The following is a 23209-nucleotide window of genomic DNA, read 5'->3' as shown; positions in this document are numbered from 1 at the left end:
GAGTTTCTGCATTTAAACCGTTCGTTTAGGCTTCTATGCATATATTCAATAAAATTTCAGCAATGCCTGTATTTTTCATCATTAATATTTTTGTTTCTTAGGCATGAGCATACTTTGAAAAATCCTAAAAACTAGTCGATAATCTTTTAGAATCTAACTTTCCTATAATACTCTTTGCTATTTCTTCAATATTTTCATTTAGAAAGAAATGATTACCTTCAAAAGAATGAAAAGTACACGTTTTACTTGTGTATCGTTCCCATTTTATTACTTGATCATATGTAGTAAATTCATCATTTTCCCCATTAAATATAAGAAAATCAATATCACATGGTTGTGTATTTTTGTCATGAATATACGTCTCAACGATTTTAAAATCTGCTCTTAGAATAGGGAGAAAGATCTCCATTAATTCTTCTGATTGCAGTACCCCAGATGGTGTACCTCCCATTGCAATAACTTCTCTTTTAAATTGTTCGTTAGAAAGATTATGTCGGATATTTTTTATTTTACTATTTGGATGATTTCTACCGGATAAAACAAGAAATTTAGGCAATACGCTTTTAGAATCTTGTATTTTTCTAGCTACTTCATAGGCAATCAAACTTCCCATACTATGCCCAAATAAAATATATGGCGAATCATCTATCTGCATAACGATATTATTATAGACATCATTTACCGCTTCTTCCATACTTCCGTACAAATTTTCTTCAATTCTATATCCTCTACCAGCTAACTCTATCGGCACTATCTCAATATATGGATTAAAGTAATTTTTCCATTTTGCGTAACTAAACGCAGATCCCCCAGCATGTGGAAAACAAAAAAGTTTAGTCTTCTGCATTGATTTTCTCCTTACTTTCAAATTTGTATATATTTTGGCAAATTGTATAAATGTCTTTAATTATTATCTCTTGTGGAAATTCATCTCTTGTTGCACAAACAGATAACTTATAATTTGGATCAATGTTATATTGTTTAAAGTAAAAGTTTTTAGGTATATTCTTGTATGAAATTAAAGTTCGTGACTCTTTTTTTATAGAGAATGAATTTAACGGGATATAAAGTCCTTTTCCAATCGTTTTGATATAACTTTCTTTTAATGTCCATAAATCATAAAAATAATTAATTTGTTCATCAGAATTCATATTAGATATATCATAAAATTCATCCGCTGAAAAAAATTCTTTTGCTAATTTAAGCGCCTCTATCTCTGAAATCTTTTCTATATCAATACCCACATTAAAATTAGCAGTAGTACAAACCACCCATTCTCCTGAATGTGACAGATTAAAATGAAAGTCAGAAAAATTTTCAACAAAAGGTTTTCCATACTCATTATATTTAAATCTAATTTCTTCATTATTAATTTTATACTTTTGGCAGATTAGAGATCGGATTAGTAAATCCCCTATCAGGGTCCTATTAACGTCGCATGAGTTTAATAAACGCTTCATTCGTTCTTTCTTCTCATTTGAAACCAAGTTACTAAGTTGCTTAAACAAATGACTTTCAATATTCTTTGGTATTTTCACAGCTTGAATGTGTATGATAAATCACTTCCTTTTTTAAAAGATGGCTTCATATATGTGCGTTACATAAATTCAAATTAACTTTATTAAATTGCAAATACAATAGAAAAGGTGCATATTTACATATCAATGAAAATATGCACCTTTCCTCAGTAATATCATCAGGCATTCGCTTCTATTACAAAGATTTCTATGTCTCTACCAATTACTTTTTACATTATCCTCTTAAAAAGTAATACTCTTGATATATTCATTATTGCCTACACTTTATTTGCAGTTATTGGGCTGCCCTTTTCGTTCATAGCGTTGCATCTTTTGCACTCTCTACTTTTCAGTTAATGAAAGGGATGTTTCTTTTATCCCTTCAAATTCATTTAATAGGTACTTAGCTATCTTTTCAACTGCGGGGAAGTCTACTATTTCCTCATGTGATCCAGGGACAGAATACTTATTTACTCTTCCTTTTAATAAAGGTCCCCAATCTGTAAACAACTCTTTTCCTTCCTCAGCACTAAAATAGAGAACTTCTCCAGAGTATGATATTAAATCATGATCTGCCATTATGTTCAGGCATTTCCTATGAGCATTGATAACTTGCTTCAAATTCATAAGATCTGCATCAGGCGGGAGTACTCCTTCCATAATTAATCGCTCTACAAGCATATCTTGTTCATGGAAGAGGCCTTCCCCCTGCTCAGTAAAACCTCTAGAAATGAAATGCTCATATATATATGAGAGCATATCCTCCGTTGTTTTATAGTCCTGCTCTGAAGGCACTTTAGTATCCATTAGTATCAACAACTCAACTTCCTCACCTTGATTCTTTAGTACAGTTGCGATTTTATAAGCAATCGCACCGCCTAAAGACCATCCTCCAAGACGATATGGACCTTCTGGCTGAACACGTTTGATTTCTTCAATGTAAAGTTGAATTACTTCCGGCAAGGTCAATTCATCAATTTCTCCCTTTTCTATAAGAGGATTCTGTAAACCATAAAATGAACAATGGTTCTTAAGTAATCTTGCTAGTTGAATGTAACAGAATACATTCCCCATAAACGGATGAACACAGAAGAAAGGGCTTTTTTCTGATTCTTGTAGTGGAACTAGCGCTGCTACTGATTTGGTCATATCATGCTTATCACGAATAAGGCATGCGATTCCTTCCAATGTTGGGTTCTTAATCAATGTTGAAACCTTAATCTCTTTTCCAAACTTCTCCCTAATTTTTGAAACTAATTTAATTACAAGGAGAGAGTGTCCTCCTCTATTAAAGAAATCATCATTTACATAGACATCTTCTATCTGTAACACATCCTGCCAGATTTTAATCAACTGATATTCAATTTCATTCCTTGGAATGATTGGTGTAGAGAAGTTATTTTCTCTATGAATAGTTAAATTGTTCAATGCCTTTCGATCAACTTTGCCATTCGTTGTAAGAGGAATCTCGTCTACCTTAATAAAGTGTGCGGGAACCATATAATTTGGTACTTGTGTCTTGAGATACTCACGCCACTCATGCATACTACCATCTCCAACTACATAAGCAACCAATCTCTGCTCTCCTAATTTATCCTCTGTTACCAAAACTACTGCTTCTTTTACCAGTGGATGCCTCTCTATACTCGCTTCAATCTCTTCAAGCTCAATACGAAAGCCCCTAATTTTTACTTGATTATCAATTCTTCTCAAGTAATCTAAATTACCATCAGGTAAATAACGAACCAAATCTCCCGTACGATATAAACGCTCTTCTTCATTAAATGGATGACGGATGAATCGCTCTGCTGTTAATTCTGGGCGATTCAAGTATCCTCTCGCTATACCTGCACCCCCAATGTATAGCTCACCTGTTACACCAACTGGAACAGGTAACAAATTTTTATCCAATACATAAGTTTGAACGTTCGGCAACGGACGTCCAATTGTTACTCTCTTACTATCTTTTTTGATATGATAGCATGTTGCATCAACCGTACATTCTGTAGGACCGTATACGTTATAAAAATCAATTTTTTCGGTCTCTACTAGCTGTTCCCATAATGACGGCATGATTGCTTCACCACCGACTAATATCTTAATTGGTACATGAACATCAGCACTTATTTCTAGCAATCCTCCATCTATTAGTAATTGAAGTAATGAAGGTGTCATATCAAACATTTCCAATTTATTCTCCCTAATATAGGACACAAATTGTTCTGGATTAGTGCGAACTTCACTTGGAATAATATATAAACTTGAACCATAAAGCAGCATTTGTAATTGCTGAATAGATACATCAAAGGCAATTGATGCATTCAAACCAACGCGCATATTACTAGGTATCTCATGTGAGAAAACTTCTTTTTGTAAACCATATGATAGGTTTATTACAGAATGATGCTGTACTAAAGCCCCCTTTGGATTCCCTGTCGAACCAGAAGTGTAGATAACATACGCTAAGTTTTCCCCTGTTACCTCACATATTGGTGAAAGTTTGCTTTCTTGAGAAAGCATCGCTTGGTCCCTATCTAGGCAAACTGTCTTAATGTCTTTAGGTATCCAGCCTAGTAATACTTCATTTGTAACTAACACTTTAATTCCTGTGTCTTCTAAAATATATTGTAGGCGGCTTTCCGGATTCGATGGATCTAATGGAACATAGGCTGCTCCAGCCTTCCAAATTCCCATGAGACCAACAACCATCTCAACTGAACGCTCAAAGCAAAGGCCAACTAATGACTCTGTCCCAATTCCACATTTCTGTAAATGATGGGCTAATTGATTAGCTCTTTCATTCAGCTCTCGATATGTTAGTTGCTGTTTTTCATCTACCACTGCCAACGCGTCAGGCGTACGATTTACTTGCTCTTCGAATAGTTGATGGATTGCATTCTCACGTGGATAGGATATAGTATTATTATTCCATTCTTCCAATAGCTTTCTTTGTTCAGCTTCCGTAATATATACTAGCTCTGATAGATTTTGATCAATGTTTTTGAGCATTTGCATTAACACTTTGTGTAAATGACCCAGCATTCGTTCAATGGTTACTCTATTAAACTTACTACGGTCATACATTAACTTTAACGATAACTGGATTCCTGGAACTACAGCTAACCCTAATGGGTAGTGGGTTTGTTCTACCCCTTCCAATTCACCAATTTCCAGATTTTCTGAAGACTCCTCTTTCACTGGATAATTTTCAAACACATATAAACTATTGAACAGCGGTATTCCTCTAGGAACTTCACTCCACCCCTGAATCTCTGTCAAAGAAGCATACTCATATTGTCTTCTTTCTATCTCTTCCTCTTGTATCTTCTGCAACCAATCTATTAATTTTATATCATCCACCAATTGAATTCGCGTCGGTGACGTTGTAATGAAAGGACCTACGATGTTTTCAACATCAATAATCTCCGTAGAACGCCCTGAGCTTGTTACACCAAAAACAATGTCATTTTCTCCACTATATCGGCTCATGAGATATGCCCATGCACCTTGAATTACTGTACTCAAAGTAAGTTTATTGCGTTTCGCCCATCCTTGTAACGCTTGAGTCTGCTCTTCTGATAAATACGTAACCTTCTCTGTGTAACCTTTTTCTTCCTCTTTACTTTCTAAGCCCAGCAAAGTTGGCGCAGTAAAACCTTTTAGCTTCTCTCTCCAGAATTGTTCCGCCTGCTCCTTATCTTGCTCTCTTAACCATTGGATATATTTCTTATATGGTGAGGACTTAGGTAACTTCACAGCTTCTCCATTCATTCTCTTCTGATAGACTGTAAGTAATTCATTAAATACTAATGGTAAACTCCATCCATCCAGTAAAATATGGTGATGGGTCCAAACAATCCGATATTCTTCCTCACCTTCTTGAATGACTGTTACCCGCATCAATGGTGCTTCATCAAATTGGAAGGCTTGTTTTCGATCTAATGCCAAAAAGACTTTTCTTTTTTCCTCTATCTCTTCACTTGTCATTGTACGCCAGTCTTCTTTGTTCACTTTAAATGGGATATTTTCATACACCACTTGTACAGGTTCTTCAATTTCGTCCCATACAAATGCTGTACGAAAAATTTCATGCCGCTGAATTACAGATTTCCACGCCTGCTCAAATGTAGGAATATTCATTTTTCCTCGAATCATAAAACTCAATTGCACTATATACGGTGCAACATGTTCATCCCCTTGGTCATGCAATGTGTGGAAAATCATACCTTCTTGCAAAGGTGATAGTGGATATAAATCAGTAATCTGATTGTTCTTTCCGCGATGCATTTTGTTTAGTACATTTGTCAAACCTTCTTGGCTAAGATTAGCCATTGCAAAATCCGAAATGGTCAGTGCAGATTCTCTATCTGAAAATTGAATCAATGCACTCAGTTGATATAGCATATTCTGTGCAATACTTTGAATCGTTGATTTGGCAAATTGTCCAACATTGTATACCCAAGTGAACTGAAGTTTTCCATCCGTTACAACCCCAATTACATCAATTACATGCGATCGCTTGGAACCGGCTGCATGATCTAAACGCTTAAATTCGTTCTCCGGAATAAACATTGCATCGCTAGAAAACATTTGGTCAAATTGTCCAAGATAGTTAAAACTAATAGACGGTGTATATTGGGAGCTTAATTGCTCACACATTGTTGCGTTCATGTAACGCAACACCCCATAATCAACACCCTTATTAGGAATTTTGCGAACTTGTTCTTTAACTGCTTTTAATGCTTCAATTGGCGTATTAGCACTAGTAACATTTAAATGAACTGGGTAAATACTTGTAAACCATCCCACAGTTCTCGATAAATCAACATCTTCAATAATCTCTTCTCGACCATGTCCCTCTAAATCTACGCTCAATATCGGCTGCCCCATACATGCTGCCGTAGCTTGTACTAATGCTGCTAATAATACTTCATTGATTTGGACACGGTGAGTGCTTAAAGTCTCTTGCAATAACATACGGGTCTCATTCTCATTTAACACCACAGTAATTTCCTCAGTTACTGCGCTTACTGGATTACTTATAGTACCATCTACCGGCAATTTAACTACGTCTTGTTCAGCCTGCTCCTCCCAGTAATGTAGCACTTCTTTTGATAGTCCAGTTTCAGCGTAATGATGTAATTTCTCCGACCATTCTTTAAAAGATGTACTCTTCATAGGTAATTGAATTTTCTGCCCTTGGACTACTTGCGTATATGCTGTTTGCAAATCTTCCAATAAAATTCGCCAAGAAACACCATCCACGGCTAAATGATGAATTGTCCAAAATAATCGGCCAGCGTGCTCACCTTCATCAAAATACACCATTCTCATTAGCGGACCATCATGTAAATTCAAACTTTCTTGTGCAACATTAATCTCTTTTTGAATAACCTGATGCCAATCAGCTTCCGGCACTTCGTCTAATGAAATGACAGTAAGCATCAATTGTTCTTCTATTCCTTCATTCCACTGTTTCCAAACCCCATTAGGCAAACGTTCATATCTTAAACGCAGAGCATCATGATGAAGTAGAAGGTTACCTGCCGCCTTTTCCAGTGATCCTATGTCCAATTTCTCTTTCGTTCTAAAGAACATGGATTGATTCCAATGATGTGGGTTAGGATGATTTTGTGCAAAAAACCTTTGCTGAATAGGTGTAAGTATCGTCTCTCCAGTTATAATTCCCTGTTCAGCTTGTACACCTTGTTCTTCTTTGACTACTTGCGCCAACTCAGCAATCGTTTGGTGTTCAAATATTTGTTTTGGTGTCAATTGTAAACCAACTTGCTTCGCGCGCGAGACAATCTGAATGCTAAGAATTGAATCTCCACCAATTTCAAAGAAGTTATCATTCATACCAATACGTTTTGAACCTAGCACACGTTCCCAAATGATAGAAAGCTTATGTTCACGTTCATTTCTTGGGGCCACGTATCCTTCTTTTGTTCCTTGATAATCTGGTATAGGTAACGATTTCCGATCAACCTTTCCATTTATGGTTAGCGGTAATTCTTTCATTTCGACAAAGTAGGAAGGTATCATATGGATTGGCAGTTTTGTTTTAAGATAATCTCGCCATTCTTCTAAACTGCCTTCGCCCACTACATAAGCTACCAGCCTCTTATCTCCCGACTGATTTTCCCTAACCATTACAACTGCCTCTTTTACTAAGTAATGCTCCTGTAAGGTCGACTCAATCTCTCCAAGTTCAATTCGAAATCCTCTAATCTTCACTTGATTATCCATTCTTCCTAAGTAGGCTATATTACCATCAGGAAGATATCTCACAAGATCACCTGTTCTATATAACCTCTCGCCTTCTTTGAATGGATGAGAAATAAATCGTTCGGATGTTAACTCTGGACGATTCAAGTACCCCCTTGCTAGACCTGCTCCTCCGATATAAAGTTCCCCCATCACACCAACTGGAACTGGCAACCTATTTCTATCTAATACATAAGTTTGGATGTTAGGCAATGGACGCCCAATTGTTACTCTCTTACTATCTTTTTTAATATGATAGCATGTTGCATCAACCGTACATTCTGTAGGACCATATACATTATAAAACTGTATTTTATCAGTCTCTACTAGCTGTTCCCATAATGACGGCATAATCGCTTCGCCGCCAACCAATACCTTACTTGGAACATGAACACCATCGTACGTTTCTAACAATCCGGCATCTATAAGTAATTGAAGCATTGAAGGCGTTATATCAAAGATTGCTAACTTGTTCTCCCTAATATAAGCTACAAACTGTTCCGGATCACTTCGTACTTCATTCGGAATAATATACAAACTTGAACCATAAAGCAGCATTTGTAATTGCTGAATAGATGCATCAAAGGCAATTGACGCATTTAAACCGACATGCATGTTAGATGGTATCTCATGTTCGAAAACCTCTTTTTGTAAACCATGCGACAAGTTTAGTACAGAATGATGCTGTATCAAGACACCCTTTGGATTCCCCGTCGATCCCGAAGTATAGATAACATACGCTAGGTTTTCTCCTGTTACTTCACATTTTGGTGAAAAAATGCTTTCTTTTGAAATCATTGCCTGATCCCTATCTAGACAAACTGCCTTGACTTCTTTGGGTATCCAACCTTCCAATGACTCATTCGTAACTAATACTTGAATTTCAGTGTCCTCCAAAATATATCGTAGGCGACTTTCTGGATATGATGGGTCCAATGGAACATATGCTGCTCCAGCCTTCCAGATCCCCATAATACTAACAATCATCTCAACTGAACGCTCAAAGCAAATTCCAACTAATGATTCAGTCCCAATCCCACATTGCTGAAGATAGTGGGCCAATTGATTAGCTTTTTCATTCAGCTCTCGATATGTTAACTGCTGTTTTTCATCTACCACTGCTACCGCATCAGGTGTACGATTTACTTGCTCTTCAAACAGCTGATGAATCGTACTTTCCTGTGGATATGCTACAGCACCATTATTCCACTCTTCCAACTGTTTTTGCTGTAATCCTGATAATATAGGCAACTTAGCTAATGATTTATCAGGATTCTCCACGATTACATTCAACCAGTTCCCAAAATGTTCAGCCATGGATTCAATAGTTAAGCTGTCAAATAAATCAGTTCTATAAACAAAAGTAAGTAATAAACCCTCTTCCACTTCTGCAGCAGTTAAACTTAAATCAAACTTAGCGATCGGAGCATTACTTTCCATTACTTCTATATTTCTTCCATGTAGTTCTGGTAGCTTCTGTCCCGTATTTTGCAAAGTAAACATGGTTTGGAAAATCGGAGAATGACTTGTATTTCGTTCAGGTTGGATAACCTCTACAATTTTCTCAAACGGAACATCTTGATACTCATACGCCTTCAATGCTTTTATCCGTACTTGAGATAACAACTCTTGAAATGCCGGTGCATTACTTAAATCAGCTCGATAAACCAAGGTGTTGACAAAGAAACCAATTAGCCCCTCAATTTCTCGATAATTTCGATTTGCAATTGGGCTGCCGACAATAATATCCGTTTGTCCCGTATAACGAGCAAGGAAACTTTGATACGATGCCAATAAGGTCATGAAAAGTGTGGCCCCTTCTTGACGACTTAGTTCGTTTAATTTATCCAGTAATGAGCGTGACAACAAAACATTATGAGTTAATCCATGGTGGGTTTGCACTGGCGGACGCGGACGATCCATTGGCAACATTAAGACTGGTAACTCACCAGATAATTCTTCCTTCCAATATGCAAGTTGTTGATATAGTACTTCATCTTTCAACCAGTCTCTTTGCCACTGAGCAAAATCGGCATATTGAACTGGTAGTGGTTCCAGCTCTGCTTGTTTTTCACCAATCGCATTCTCATAAAATGCCATCCATTCTTGAAGCAAGATTTCCATCGACCACCCATCCGAGATAATATGATGCATATTACACAGAAGAATCCATTCTTCTTCTGAAATTCTTATGAGTTTCCCACGGAATAATGGCCCTTGTTCTAAATCAAATGGAGATTCGACTTCAGTTTGAATCCATTGCTCCAACTTTCTTTCTCGCTCCTCTAATGAAAGCTTAGTTAAGTCCATTTGTAGAAGCGGACGGAAAACGTACGGTTGAATCTGCTGCACAGGATGGCCATCCTCTTCATAAAATACAGTCCGCAAAGATTCATGACGCTCTATCAACTGATTCCATCCCAACTCCAATGCCTCAGGTAACCAATTCCCTGTAAGCCGGCATACCATCGGCATATTATAAAGTGCACTATTAGGTGTAAATTGATCAATAAACCATAAGCGCTGTTGGGCATAAGACAGTGGAATATTTCCCCCTCGTTCCATCGGCATCAATGGTGGAATTTCTCGTTTTTCGCTCCCCTTACGTAACTGATCCATTCGTTTCGCTAATGCCTCGATCGTTGAATATTCGAACAGTTCACGTACTGGCAATTTGATTTGAAAGACTTCCTGTAAGCGTGAGACCACTTGTGTAGCAAGTAGAGAGTGACCACCGAGCTCAAAGAAAGAATCCTGAACATCAATGTCTCTTATTCCTAGCACTTGACTCCACACTGAAGCAATAAGTTCTTCCAGCGGAGTTCTTGGGTATACAGTATTTTCAGCGAATTGTTCACTAAGTATAGGCAATGCCTTCAAATCAAGTTTTCCATTCGGTGTAAGTGGTAAAAATTCCATCTCAATAAAGTTTGTTGGAACCATGTAATTAGGTAAATGTGTTTGTAGATGTTCTCGCCATTCATGGACACTTCCTTCACCAACTACATAAGCTACTAATCTCTTATCACCTTGATTATCCTCTCGCACCAATACAACAGCTTCTTTCACAGAAGAATGCGCCTGCAAAACAGCTTCTATTTCTCCCAATTCAATCCGGAAACCACGAATTTTCACTTGGTCATCTATACGTCCATGGAACTGGAGATTACCATCAGAAAGATAACTTGCTTTGTCTCCTGTATAATAGAGACGTTCTCCTGACTTGAAAGGATGTGGAATAAATTTTTCCTTTGTAAGATCCGGACGATTAGCATATCCACGTGCAAGACTCTTCCCTCCGATATAGAGATCTCCAATTACACCAATTGGTACTAGCTGAAGATGAGAATCTAACACATAAACTTCTGTATTCGCAATCGGTCGACCAATCGATGGCGTACCTGTTGTCACTCCTACAGGTACATAACAATCTGTGGTAACAACGGTATTCTCCGATGGACCATACTGATTAATTACCGCAAAAGGAATATCGTTAGATGGATACTGCGTTAATTGATCCCCACCAGTAATGATAAAACGAAGATCCGTTTTATCTGGCCAAGATAATTTCAAGAGTCTTTCCAGAATAGGCGTAGGTGCAAAGCTAGCTGTTATTCGTGAATCAATGAGCCAGTCCCTTAGTGCTTCTGGATTAATTCTCAGTTCCTCTGTTGACAAGTAGAGTGCTGCGCCAGCAGTTAGATACGGCCAGATCTCCTGGACAGCCGAATCAAAAGCAACCCCTGCAATTTGAGTCGCACGATCCTCTGCTGAAATATGATAAACTTCCTGATGCCAAGAAACCATATTCATTAATGAGCGATATTCAACCATTACACCCTTCGGTTTTCCTGTAGAACCAGAGGTATAAACAATATAGGCTAAGTTCTCTGGATTTATTTGACGCGTAGGTGCGATTACGCTTTCCACCGTTAATTCTTCTAACCTCACCATTTCGACGTGTGCGAAATGTCCTTCTTGTCCTTCCGCCGTCACTACAAATTGAATTCCTGCATCTTCAATCATGTATTCTAACCTTGATTTTGGATACAACGGATCTAAAACGACATAAGCTCCACCAGCTTTTAAAATGCCTAGTAAACTTACCATCAGCTCAGCTGATCTCGGAAGATAAACCCCTACCACTGACTCTGGGGCTACTCCCTTTCGCTGTAAAACATTTGCCAACTGATTTGCTTGTGTATCCAATTCACCATAAGTCCACTGTTTTGTTTGATCAACTATCGCAATCGCATCAGGACGCCTTGCTACTTGCTCCTCAAATTTGTCGCAAATAAGACCCTGATGAGACATTTCCATTACAGTGTCATTCCATGTTTCTAATAACAAAGTACGCTCGGTTTCTGATAGCATGCTCAGGTCATGCAACGGATTTTGTGGGCGATGAGAAACTTCATGTAGCCATTTCTCAAAGTGTCCTGCCATCCGTTCAATAGTAGTAGCATTGAATAAATCCTTATTGTACTCAAAAGTAAAAAGTAATCCCTCTTCCGTCTCAACTGCCATTACACTTAAATCAAACTTTGCAATTGGACTATGGCTTTCTATCATTTCAATACTTCTACTAGATAACACCGGTAACTCTTGTTTCATATTTTGCAAGATGAACATAGTCTGGAAGATTGGCGAATGACTTGTACTTCGCTCCGGTTGCACAACTTCTACAATTTTTTCAAATGGAATATCTTGATATTCATACGCCTTCAATGCCTTTTGACGAACCTGATACAGTACATCTTGAAATGTCGGTCTACCACTCAAATTAGCTCGATAAACCAGCGTGTTAACGAAGAAACCAATTAGTCCTTCAATTTCTCTATAATTCCGATTCGCAATTGGGCTTCCGACCAGAATATCTTCTTGTCCCGTATAACGAGATAGAAAACTTTGATATGCAGCTAAAAGCGTCATGAAGAGCGTAGCCCCTTCTTTTCGACTAAGTTCATTCAATTTATCATGTAGCGTGCTTGGCAGAACCATAGTGTATGTCGACCCGTGATAAGTTTGTATTGCGGGACGCGGGCGATCCACAGGAAGTTGGAGTACAGGAAGCTCCCCAGACAATTCTTCCCTCCAATATTGGAGTTGTTGATCAAGCACCTCCTCCTTTAGCCATCCTTTTTGCCACTGAGCAAAGTCGGCATATTGAACCGGTAATGGTTCAAGTTCCGCTACCTTTCCATCCGTTGCTTTCTCATAAAATGCCATCCATTCTTCAAGTAGGATTCCCATTGACCATCCATCTGAAATGATATGATGTAGAGTACAAAGGAGTATCCATTCTTCCTCTCCCACGTGCAAAATACTTGTCCTGATTAATGGACCCTCTGTTAAATCAAACGGCACTTCTGTTTCTTGTTGAATTAAACGTTTAACTTCTTCTTCTTGATCTTCAGAAGAAAGCATAGTTAAATCCGTTTTCGGAATTGATTGAAAAGCATACGGTTCAATTTGCTGTACGGGTTGACCATTCACTTCTTGAAAGACCGTCCGCAGTGATTCATGACGTTCTATTAGTTGATTCCATCCCGTTTCCAATGCTTCAAGTAGCCAATTCCCTGTAAGACGGCATACCATTGGCATATTGTAAAGGGCACTATTAGGTGTAAATTGATCAATGAACCATAAGCGTTGTTGGGCATAAGATAGTGGGATAGCTTCTCCTCGTTTCATTGGTATTAGCGGCGGAATCTCTCGTTTTTTATCTCCTTTACGTAACTGATCTAATCGCTTTGCCAGTGACTCCACCGTTGTATATTCAAATAGTTCACGTACTGGTAATTCAATTTGAAAAATTTCCTGTAAACGTGACACTACTTGAGTAGCTAGTAGTGAATGACCACCGATTTCAAAAAAAGAATCCTGAACACTAATATTTTTTATTCCTAACACTTGACTCCAAACGGAAACGATAAGCTCCTCCACTGGTGTTCGTGATGAAGTAATATCTTCACTTATGAACTGTTCTTCTAATTCCAGTAAGGCTTTCCGATTCACCTTACCATTTGGAGTGAGTGGCATACCTTCAATTTTGAAAAAGTATGCCGGAACCATATAATGTGGCAGTTGCTTCTTGAGATATTCACGCCACTCTCCAGTATCCCCTTCACCCACTACATAAGCTACTAACTGCTTATCTCCTGGTCGATCTTCCTTCACCAACACGACTGCCTCTTTTACAGATGAGTGATCATGTAAAGCTGCTTCAATTTCTCCCAATTCAATTCGGAATCCTCTAATTTTAACTTGGTTATCTATTCTTCCAATATATTCTAAGTTACGATCATTCATATATCTCACCAAGTCACCCGTTCGATATAATCGTTCCCCGTCCTTAAAAGGATGCGGAATAAAACGTTCAGTAGTTAAATCCGGTCGATTGAAGTAGCCACGTGCCAATCCTACTCCTCCAAGGTAAAGTTCCCCTGCCACACCAATCGGGACCACTTGTTGATATTGATCTAGCACATACAACTCTGTATTATCAATCGGACGACCAATCGGAATAAGCATTGCTTCTTTTTCTAAATCACAATCATAATAAGTCACATCCACAGTTGCTTCAGTAGGACCATACAAGTTAATTAACTTTGTTTGCTGAACATTGTAAAAGATCCCCTTAAACCGGCGAACCTGCTCAGTGTTTAACGCTTCTCCACTAGTAAAAACTTGAATTAAAGACGATACATCCCTTTTCGAATTATATAGTTCCATATAATCTAAAAAAGTAGATAACATCGACGGAACAAAGTGCATGGTGGACACACGATATCGTTCAATATACTCCTCAATCACCGCAGGATCTTTCTCTCCTCCTGGTGGAAGTAAACAAACACGTGCTCCTACAAATGACCACCAAAATAATTCCCAGACAGAAACATCAAATGAGAACGGTGTCTTTTGTAGGATTGTATCCTCCTCGGACAATGGGTATTTTTTCTGCATCCACTGTAGACGGTTGATAACGGAATGATGTTCAATCATTACCCCCTTTGGATTTCCCGTCGAACCCGAAGTGTATATGATATAGGCTAAGTTATTTGCTGTTACTCCACTTACCGGAGCTAAATTACTCTCTTTAGAAATCATCACTTGATCCCGGTCTAAACAAATTGCTTGAATATCTTTAGGTAACCAGTCCTGTAGTGTTTCTTTTGTTAACAGCACTTGAATTTGTGAATTCTCCAAAATATATCTCAGGCGGTTTTCGGGATAACTTGGGTCCAGTGGGACATAAGCCCCACCTGCCTTCAAAATCCCAAAGAGACCGATAATCATATCAGGAGAACGTTCAATACATATACCAACCAATGATTCAGGTCCGATACCTCGTTTTTGTAGAAAATGTGCCAATTGATTCGATTTTTCATTAAGTTCTTGATACGTTAGCTTTCCCCCCTCATAAACTACCGCCACTGCATCAGGTGTCCGTGCAACTTGCTGCTCAAATAGCTCATGAATCATACAATCATGACCATAAACTACGTCCGTATCATTCCATTCTTCTAGGAGTTGTTTTTGCTCAGTATCCGATAACATTGACAGCTTTGTATATGATTCATCTGGATGATATGTGATTTCATTTAGCCAGTTCTCAAAATGTCCTGCCATACGTGCAATGGTACTACTATCAAATAAATCCGTGTTGTATTCAAATGAGACGAATAGACCTTCTTCCACTTCATAGGCAGTTAAGCTCAAATCAAATTTAGCAATAGACATATTACTTTCTACCATTTCAATACTTCTATCAGGCAAATCTAGTCGTTCTTGTTTTATATTCTGTAGCGTAAACATGGTCTGAAATATAGGGGAATGACTCATGCTTCGTTCAGGTTGCACAGCTTCTACCACTTTTTCAAATGGGATATCTTGATATTCGTAAGCTTTTAACGCCTTTTTCTTTGTTTGGTTCAAAATCTCCCGAAAAGTAGGGGTGCCACTCAAATCTGATCGATAAACCAACGTATTAACAAAGAAACCAATTAATCCTTCTACTCCCTTATGGTTCCGATTTGCAATCGGGCTACCAACTAGAATATCTTTTTGTCCCGTATAACGAGCAAGAAAGCTCTGGTATGCGGCCATTAAAGTCATAAATAAAGTAGATCCTTCTTGTCGACTTATATCCTTCAATTGACTGAGCAATTTATAAGGAAAAATCACATGATGCGCAGCCCCAGAGTAAGTCTGCTTAACCGGTCGAGGTCGATCCACTGGCAGTTGTAAGATAGGAAGCTCACCAGACAATTCTTCCTGCCAATACGTAAGCTGACGATTTAGCACATCACCTTGCAACCACCCCTTTTGCCACTTCGCAAAGTCTGCATATTGAATAGATAATGAACTTAATTTAGCAGGATTTCCGCCCGTTTCTTCTTCATAGAAAGCAAGGAATTCATTTATGAATATACCAATGGACCAAGCATCAGAAATAATATGATGCATCGTACACAGTAATAACCATTCATCCTTCTCTAATTGAACAAGCTGATTACGAATTAAAGGACCATTCATTAAATCAAATGGTTCTTGCGCTTCTCTCGCAATTAAACTATTTACCTCTTTTTCTTTTACTTCTAGAGGAAGTTGAGAGTAATCCCTTACAGGTAATGCTCTAGGAAGGAATTCGACAATTTGTTGCACAGGCTGTTCTCCTATTTCTCTAAAAACAGTTCGTAATGATTCATGACGTTCAATGAGTCGATTGAATCCCTTCTCTAATGCTTCAGGTATCCAATTTCCTTTTAGATGCCATACTGTTGGAATATTATATAAAGAACTGTTTGGGTTAAATCTGTCCATAAACCACAAACGTTGTTGTGCATAAGACAACGGGAGTGCTTCTTTATTCTCCTTTTTTTGCATTTGCTTCTGAAGCCATGCTCTCTTCTCAGGAGAAAGTGAACTCAGCTTTGCAAGTAAATCACTTCTCATTTTTTTACCCCTTCCTCAATCAAATTACTCTCAAATATCCCTTGTGCTTCTTCCTCTGATAACTCTTCTAATTGCTTAAGCAGTTCCAGTAATTCTTCATCATTACTCACTTCTGCTTCTTTTTGAATATAATCTTGAAGGCTTATATTCTCCTTACTATCATTCTGCATTTCTTGATTTTTGTTATCGAGCAATTGATCAATCTGTTCTGCCAATTGCTGCACCGTATGAAACATAAATAAATCATGCAATGGTATCTCGATTCCAAAAGCCTCTTTAAGATTGGAAACAGCTTGCGTAGCAAGTAATGAATGTCCACCAATTTCAAAAAACGAATCCTGAATTCCGATGTTTTCCATGCCTAAAACTTCATGCCATATCGAAACAATTGTTTTTTCTGTAGACGTACGAGGAGCAATATAACAACTCGCTATCTCCTGCTTCTCTGGTGCTGGTAAAGCCTTCCTATCAATTTTTCCATTAGGAGTGAGTGGAAATGCATTTAATCCAACAAAATAGGATGGAATCATATAATTTGGTAGTTGGTCCTTGAGATAATCACGCCACTTTTGAGAATCACCGTCTCCTACAACATAGGCAATCAAACGTGGATCGCCAGGATAATCTTCGCGCACCATCACAATAGCTTCGTTAACTAATGTATGCTTTTGTAATACCGCTTCGATTTCTCCTAGTTCAATCCGGAACCCACGAATTTTCACCTGATGATCAATTCGTCCAACATACTCCAAATTTCCATCCGGCAAATACCTTACTAGATCTCCAGTCCGGTATACTCGCTCGTCTTCTTTAAACGGATGCGGTATAAATCGATTTTTCGTTAAGTCAGGGCGTTTTAAATATCCACGTGCTAACCCTGATCCACCAATGTACAACTCACCAACTACACCAATTGGAACCATTTTTTGTTCAGCACTCAATACATATACTTCTGTATTGAAGATTGGTTTACCAATTGGTGGTACCCTATGCATGACACCCTTTTCTAATTCCATATACGTGGAATACGTAGTATCTTCAGACGGTCCATATAAGTTGAACACCTTCTCAATCGTACTTCTCTCGTATAAATCTTGAACAAGCGGATATGGTAACGGTTCTCCAGCCAAATTTATTACCTTTACTGAAGAAGGAATTGTTTTTGCTCGAACCAGTTCCTTTGCTGCCGATGGCACAGTATTAACCAAAGTCACACCTTTGGTAGACAACTTGTCTAGATGTAGAGCATTTTCAGCGACAATCACCTTACCACCCATCGTTAAGGGAACAAATACTTCAAAAACGGATAAATCAAAAGATAGTGAAGTTGAAGCTAATACTCCCGCTAATTCCTTTCGAGAATACGTATGATGCGCCCAATGAATCATTGTTACTGTATTCCTGTGCTCAATCATTACTCCCTTTGGATTTCCCGTGGAACCTGAAGTATAGATAATATAGGCTAAGTTATCACCCGTCACTTCACTCGTGCATACCGTAGTAACTTCTTGTTCTATTTCTGCTCGATTACGATCAATACAAATGACGTTAACGAATGTAGGTATAACCATTTTTTGTTGTAACTTTTCCTGTGTCACCAGTACCTTTATTTGAGCATCTTCTAAAATGTACTGCAGTCGACTTTCCGGATACGCTGGATCAATTGGGACATATGCTCCTCCCGCCTTCATAATTCCTAAGAGACCGACAATCATCTCGGATGAACGTGTAACGCAAATCCCAACCAATGTTTCGCATGTTACACCATTTTTTTGTAAATAATGTGCCAACTGATTCGAGCGTTCGTCCAACTCTCGATATGTTAGTTCTTCATCTTCGCACACTACTGCAATTGCTTCTGGTGTTTTTTTCACTTGTTCTTCAAACATTGTATGAGTCGTACTATCTTCTATATCTATAACGGCTGATTCATTCCATTCCTCTAGTAGTTGCTTATATTCCACTTTCGATAACATATTCAATTCTGATAATAAACATTTTGGATAAGAGGCAATTTGATTTAACCAATGTTCAAAATGATTTACCATACGTTTAATGGTTGTATCATTAAACAAATCAGTATTATATTCAAAGGTTAGTGATAATCCTTCTTCCGTCTCAGAAGCAAATAAACTCAAATCAAATTTGGCAACAGAAACATGGCTTTCCATGAGTTCCATTTGTCTTTCAGATAGATGAAGAAACTCTTGTTTCGTATTCTGTAAAGTAAACATAGTTTGGAATATTGGTGAATGACTTGTATTCCGTTCAGGTTTTACGGATTCTACCACTTTCTCAAATGGGATGTCCTGATACTCGTATGCTTTTAGTGCTTTTTTTCTTACCTGCCACAAAAGTTCTTGGAACGTCGGATTTCCACTGAAATCAGCCCGATAAACTAACGTATTTGCAAAGAATCCTATTAATCCCTCAATCTCTTTCACATTTCGATTAGCGATTGGGCTTCCAACTATAATGTCGTCCTGTCCTGTATAACGAGAAAGGAAGCTTTGATACGCTGCCATCAATGTCATAAATAAAGTGCATCCTTCTTGCAAACTTAAATCTTTGAGCTTTTCCTGTAAGAAATTCGCCACTATTAAGGACTGACTTGCACCACGATGGGTTTGAACTGCAGGTCGAGGACGATCCATCGGTAATTGTAAAACCGGTAGTTCCCCAGATAATTCTTCCTTCCAATATTGAAGATGCTGATTCAAACTCTCCTCTTTTTGCCATTCCTTCTGCCACATAACAAAATCTGCATATTGGATAGATAACTCCTTCAATTCCACTGGTTTTCCGGTTAGTGCTCCTTCATAAAAAGCCATCCATTCTTCAAGTAAGATTCCCATTGACCATCCATCTGAAATAATATGATGCATCGTACAAATGAGAACCCATTCTTCCCTGTCCACTTTCAATATTCGTGTTCGAATCAGAGGACCTTGTCCAAAATGAAATGGTTCCTCCGCCTCGTTTTGAATAAGGCGTTTCATTTCTCTTTCCCTATCTTCCAAAGAAAGATCTGTTAGATTCGTTTGAGGAATATGCCTGAACACATGAGATTGAACTTGTTGAAAAGGTTCACCCTCTTGTTCTAGAATTGTCGTCCTTAATGATTCATGACGCTCCAACAATCGATTCCATCCGACCTCCAATGCTTCAATTGACCATTCACCTGTTAAGCGACACGCTGCATGGATATTGTACATAGCACTATTTGGCATTAATTGATCAATAAACCATAGACGTTTCTGCGCATAGGAAAGTGGGATAACTTCTTCTCGTTTCATAGGTACAAGGGGCGCAACCTCTCGTTTTTTATCTTCTTTTCGTAACTGATCCACTCGTTTCGCCAATGCTTCCACTGTATCGTGCTTGAAAAGTTCACGTAATGGAATTTTAATTTGGAACAGTTCTTGCAATCGAGAGACAATTTGAGTAGCAAGTAGTGAGTGCCCACCACGTTCAAAGAAGGAATCTTGAATACCAATATTTTCTGTTCCTAACACTTGGCTCCAAACCGAGGCAATAAGCTCTTCCGATGGCGTCCGAGGTAGCACATTTAAATCTTCAATAGCTTGCTCATCAGGTGCTGGCAAGGCCTTTCGGTCAATTTTCCCATTTGGAGTAAGCGGGAAGTGTTCTAACTCTATAAAGTGCGCTGGAATCATATGAGTCGGTAATTGTTTTTGTAAATACTCTCTCCACTCCTCGGTATTTCCATCGCTTATTACATATGCAACCAATCGTTGATCACCTGGACGATCTTCTCTAACTAATACGACAGCCTCTTTAATAAACGAACATTTTTCTAAAGTCGCTTCAATTTCTCCTAATTCAATCCTAAAACCACGCATTTTGACTTGGTGGTCCATTCTACCTATAAATTCTAAATTTCCATCAGTTAAATATCTTACTGAATCTCCTGTTCGATATAGTCGTTCCCCAAATCGATATGGATGCGAAACGAATTTTTCAGCAGTAAGATTCGGACGATTTAAGTATCCACGTGCTAAACCAGCACCACCAATATATAACTCACCCTCAATTCCTATTGATTGCAAGCGTTGATTTTGGTCTAATACATATAATTGCGTGTTCTGTATTGGCTGTCCAATAGAAACAAATTCTTGATTAGGCTGAATATCAAATGCATTCACATAAATAGTGGCTTCAGTTGGTCCATAAAAGTTGGTTAATTTCACTTGTCCACTATAATTCCATTTCTGTTGAAATCGTCTAACCAACCCTGAACTTAGTTCTTCTCCACCAGAAAATACATGGCGTACGGATGAACAATTCATGTTCAATTCAATATGATTGAAGTGGTCTAAAAAAACAGATAACATCGAAGGTACAAATTGAACTATAGTAACCTGATGTTGTTTAATCACTTCAGCTATAATAGAAGGATCTTTTTCTCCACCTGGAGGTAGGAAAGATACACTTGCACCAACGTGAATGCCCCAAAACAATTCCCAAACAGAGACATCAAATGAGAATGGCGTTTTCTGCAAGACCACATCCTTTTCAGAAAGCGGATATTTATGTTGCATCCATTCTAGATAATTAATTACTGAATGATGCTCAATCATTACTCCCTTTGGATTCCCTGTAGATCCTGAAGTATACATAACATACGCTAAATTTTCTCCTGTTACACCACTTATACATGGGGTTGATTCTTCTTTTTCAATTGCAGTATAATCTTTATTCATACAAATCGTTTCTATTTTTTCAGATACAAACAAATTTTTAGAATTTTCTTCCGTCACTAGTACTTCGATTCCAGCATCCTCTAATATATATCGAAGTCGACTCTCTGGATAAGTAGGGTCAAGTGGAACATACGCTGCTCCTGATTTTAGAATACCTAATAACGCTATCATCATTTGTAATGAACGTTCCATATATACCCCAACTAGAGACTCTGGTCCTACACCATGCTTTTGTAGATAATGAGCTAGCTGATTTGCACGCTTCTCCAACTCTTTATAGGTAATTTGTTCATTTTCGTAACTAGCCGCGATTGCTTCCGGTGTTTTTTTAACTTGCTCCTCAAACATCGTATGAATCATGCCTTTAGCCGAATAATTAAATTGAGTATGATTCCATTCCTCTAGTAACTGTATCTGTTCTTCTTCTGTTAAATGAGTAATTTCAAATAGTTTTGAATCTAGGCTCTTCGTCATCTGAATTAATATTTGCAATAAGTGATTCTGAATCAGATTTATTGTTTCTTCATTAAAATAGCTTCGATCATACATCAACTTTAAAGTAATTTTCTTACCGGGCATTACAATGAGTGTTAAAGGATAATTTGTTTGTTCCGTGCTTGTAACATCTAGTAATCTTAAATCATCATTTCTCTCACCTTGAATTGGATAATTTTCAAACACATACAAGGTATGGAATAAGGAGCTATTTCGCGGAACCTCACTCCAGCCTTGAATATCTATCAACGAATTATACTCATACTGTCTTCGTTCCATTTCTTTCATTTGTATTTTACGAAGCCAATCTACTACTGATGTATTATCCGTTAATCGAATTCTGGTAGGTAATGTGTTAATAAATAGCCCCACCATATTCTCTGCTCCCATTAAATCAGTAGGACGTCCAGCGCTAGTTACGCCAAATACGACGTCACTGTCACCGCTATACCTACTCATCAAATAAGCCCATGCACCTTGTACTAACGTATTCAACGTTAATCGACTATTTCGTACCCACTCTTGTAACTTCTCAGTAAGTTTCTCAGATACTTGATAAACACACTCTCCATAGCCCTTCTCTTGTCCTTGATCCTTTCTTTCCATTGCTAATGGAGTAGGTGCATAGAACCCTTTTAATTCTTCTTTCCAAAATTCCTCTGCTTGACTTTGATCTTGTTTATTTATCCACTGGATATATTTTTTATAAGGAAGAGATTTAGGGAAATTCAACAATTCTCCCTTTATCATCTTGAGATAAACTTCCATCACTTCACTAAAGACCAATGACACACTCCATCCATCTAGCAAAATATGATGATGTGTCCAAATAATTCTCGTTTCCTCTTTTGCTTCTTTAATCGCAGTGACTCTCATCAATGGTGCTTCATCCAATAAAAATCCTTTTCTACGATCTACATTCAAAAACTGTTGTAGTTTCTTCACCCTTTCCTCATGTGGATAGGTGCTCCAATCCTCTTGATGAATAGTAAAAGGAAGACGTTGGTAAACCGCTTGTAGTGGCTTTTCTACTTCCTCCCATACAAATACTGAACGTAAAACCTCATGTCGATTAATAACATATTCCCAAGCCTTTTCAAAAGTATCAACATCCAATTGCCCCCCGAGCAAGAAACCTACTTGTACAATATAGGAAAAAGAATGTTCATCATCTTGATCGTATAAAGTATGAAACAGTATTCCTTTTTGCAAAGGTGATAAACCATATATATCAATAACGTCTCCCAT

The 23209-nt window shown here is 38.0% G+C and carries 4 protein-coding genes; all 4 read right to left on the bottom strand.

Going from position 1 to position 23209, the window contains the following annotated elements:
* Positions 1-124: 124 nt before the first annotated feature.
* The gene (locus NST90_RS12120; RefSeq protein WP_006918054.1) at positions 125-847 is read right to left on the bottom strand and encodes a thioesterase domain-containing protein; all 723 of its coding nucleotides are present in this window, start codon (positions 845-847) and stop codon (positions 125-127) included.
* Entirely contained in the window at positions 834-1460 is a 627-nt protein-coding gene (locus NST90_RS12115) for a 4'-phosphopantetheinyl transferase superfamily protein (protein ID WP_172804187.1), read from the bottom strand. Before NST90_RS12115 ends, NST90_RS12120 begins: the two co-directional genes overlap by 14 nt.
* A 399-nt stretch (positions 1461-1859) precedes the next feature.
* Positions 1860-16742 (bottom strand): non-ribosomal peptide synthetase, encoded by a 14883-nt coding sequence (locus NST90_RS12110; protein WP_283748170.1) that lies wholly within the window; start codon positions 16740-16742, stop codon positions 1860-1862.
* On the bottom strand, positions 16739-23209 hold the full coding sequence (locus NST90_RS12105; RefSeq protein WP_046392697.1) for a non-ribosomal peptide synthetase: 6471 nt from the start codon (positions 23207-23209) through the stop codon (positions 16739-16741). Before NST90_RS12105 ends, NST90_RS12110 begins: the two co-directional genes overlap by 4 nt.

This window comes from Bacillus sp. FSL E2-8900, assembly GCF_037966225.1.
Taxonomy (GTDB): domain Bacteria; phylum Bacillota; class Bacilli; order Bacillales; family Bacillaceae_G; genus Bacillus_A; species Bacillus_A cereus.
Note: the sequence above shows the minus strand (reverse complement) of the source record. Positions and strands in the feature narration are given on the sequence as shown.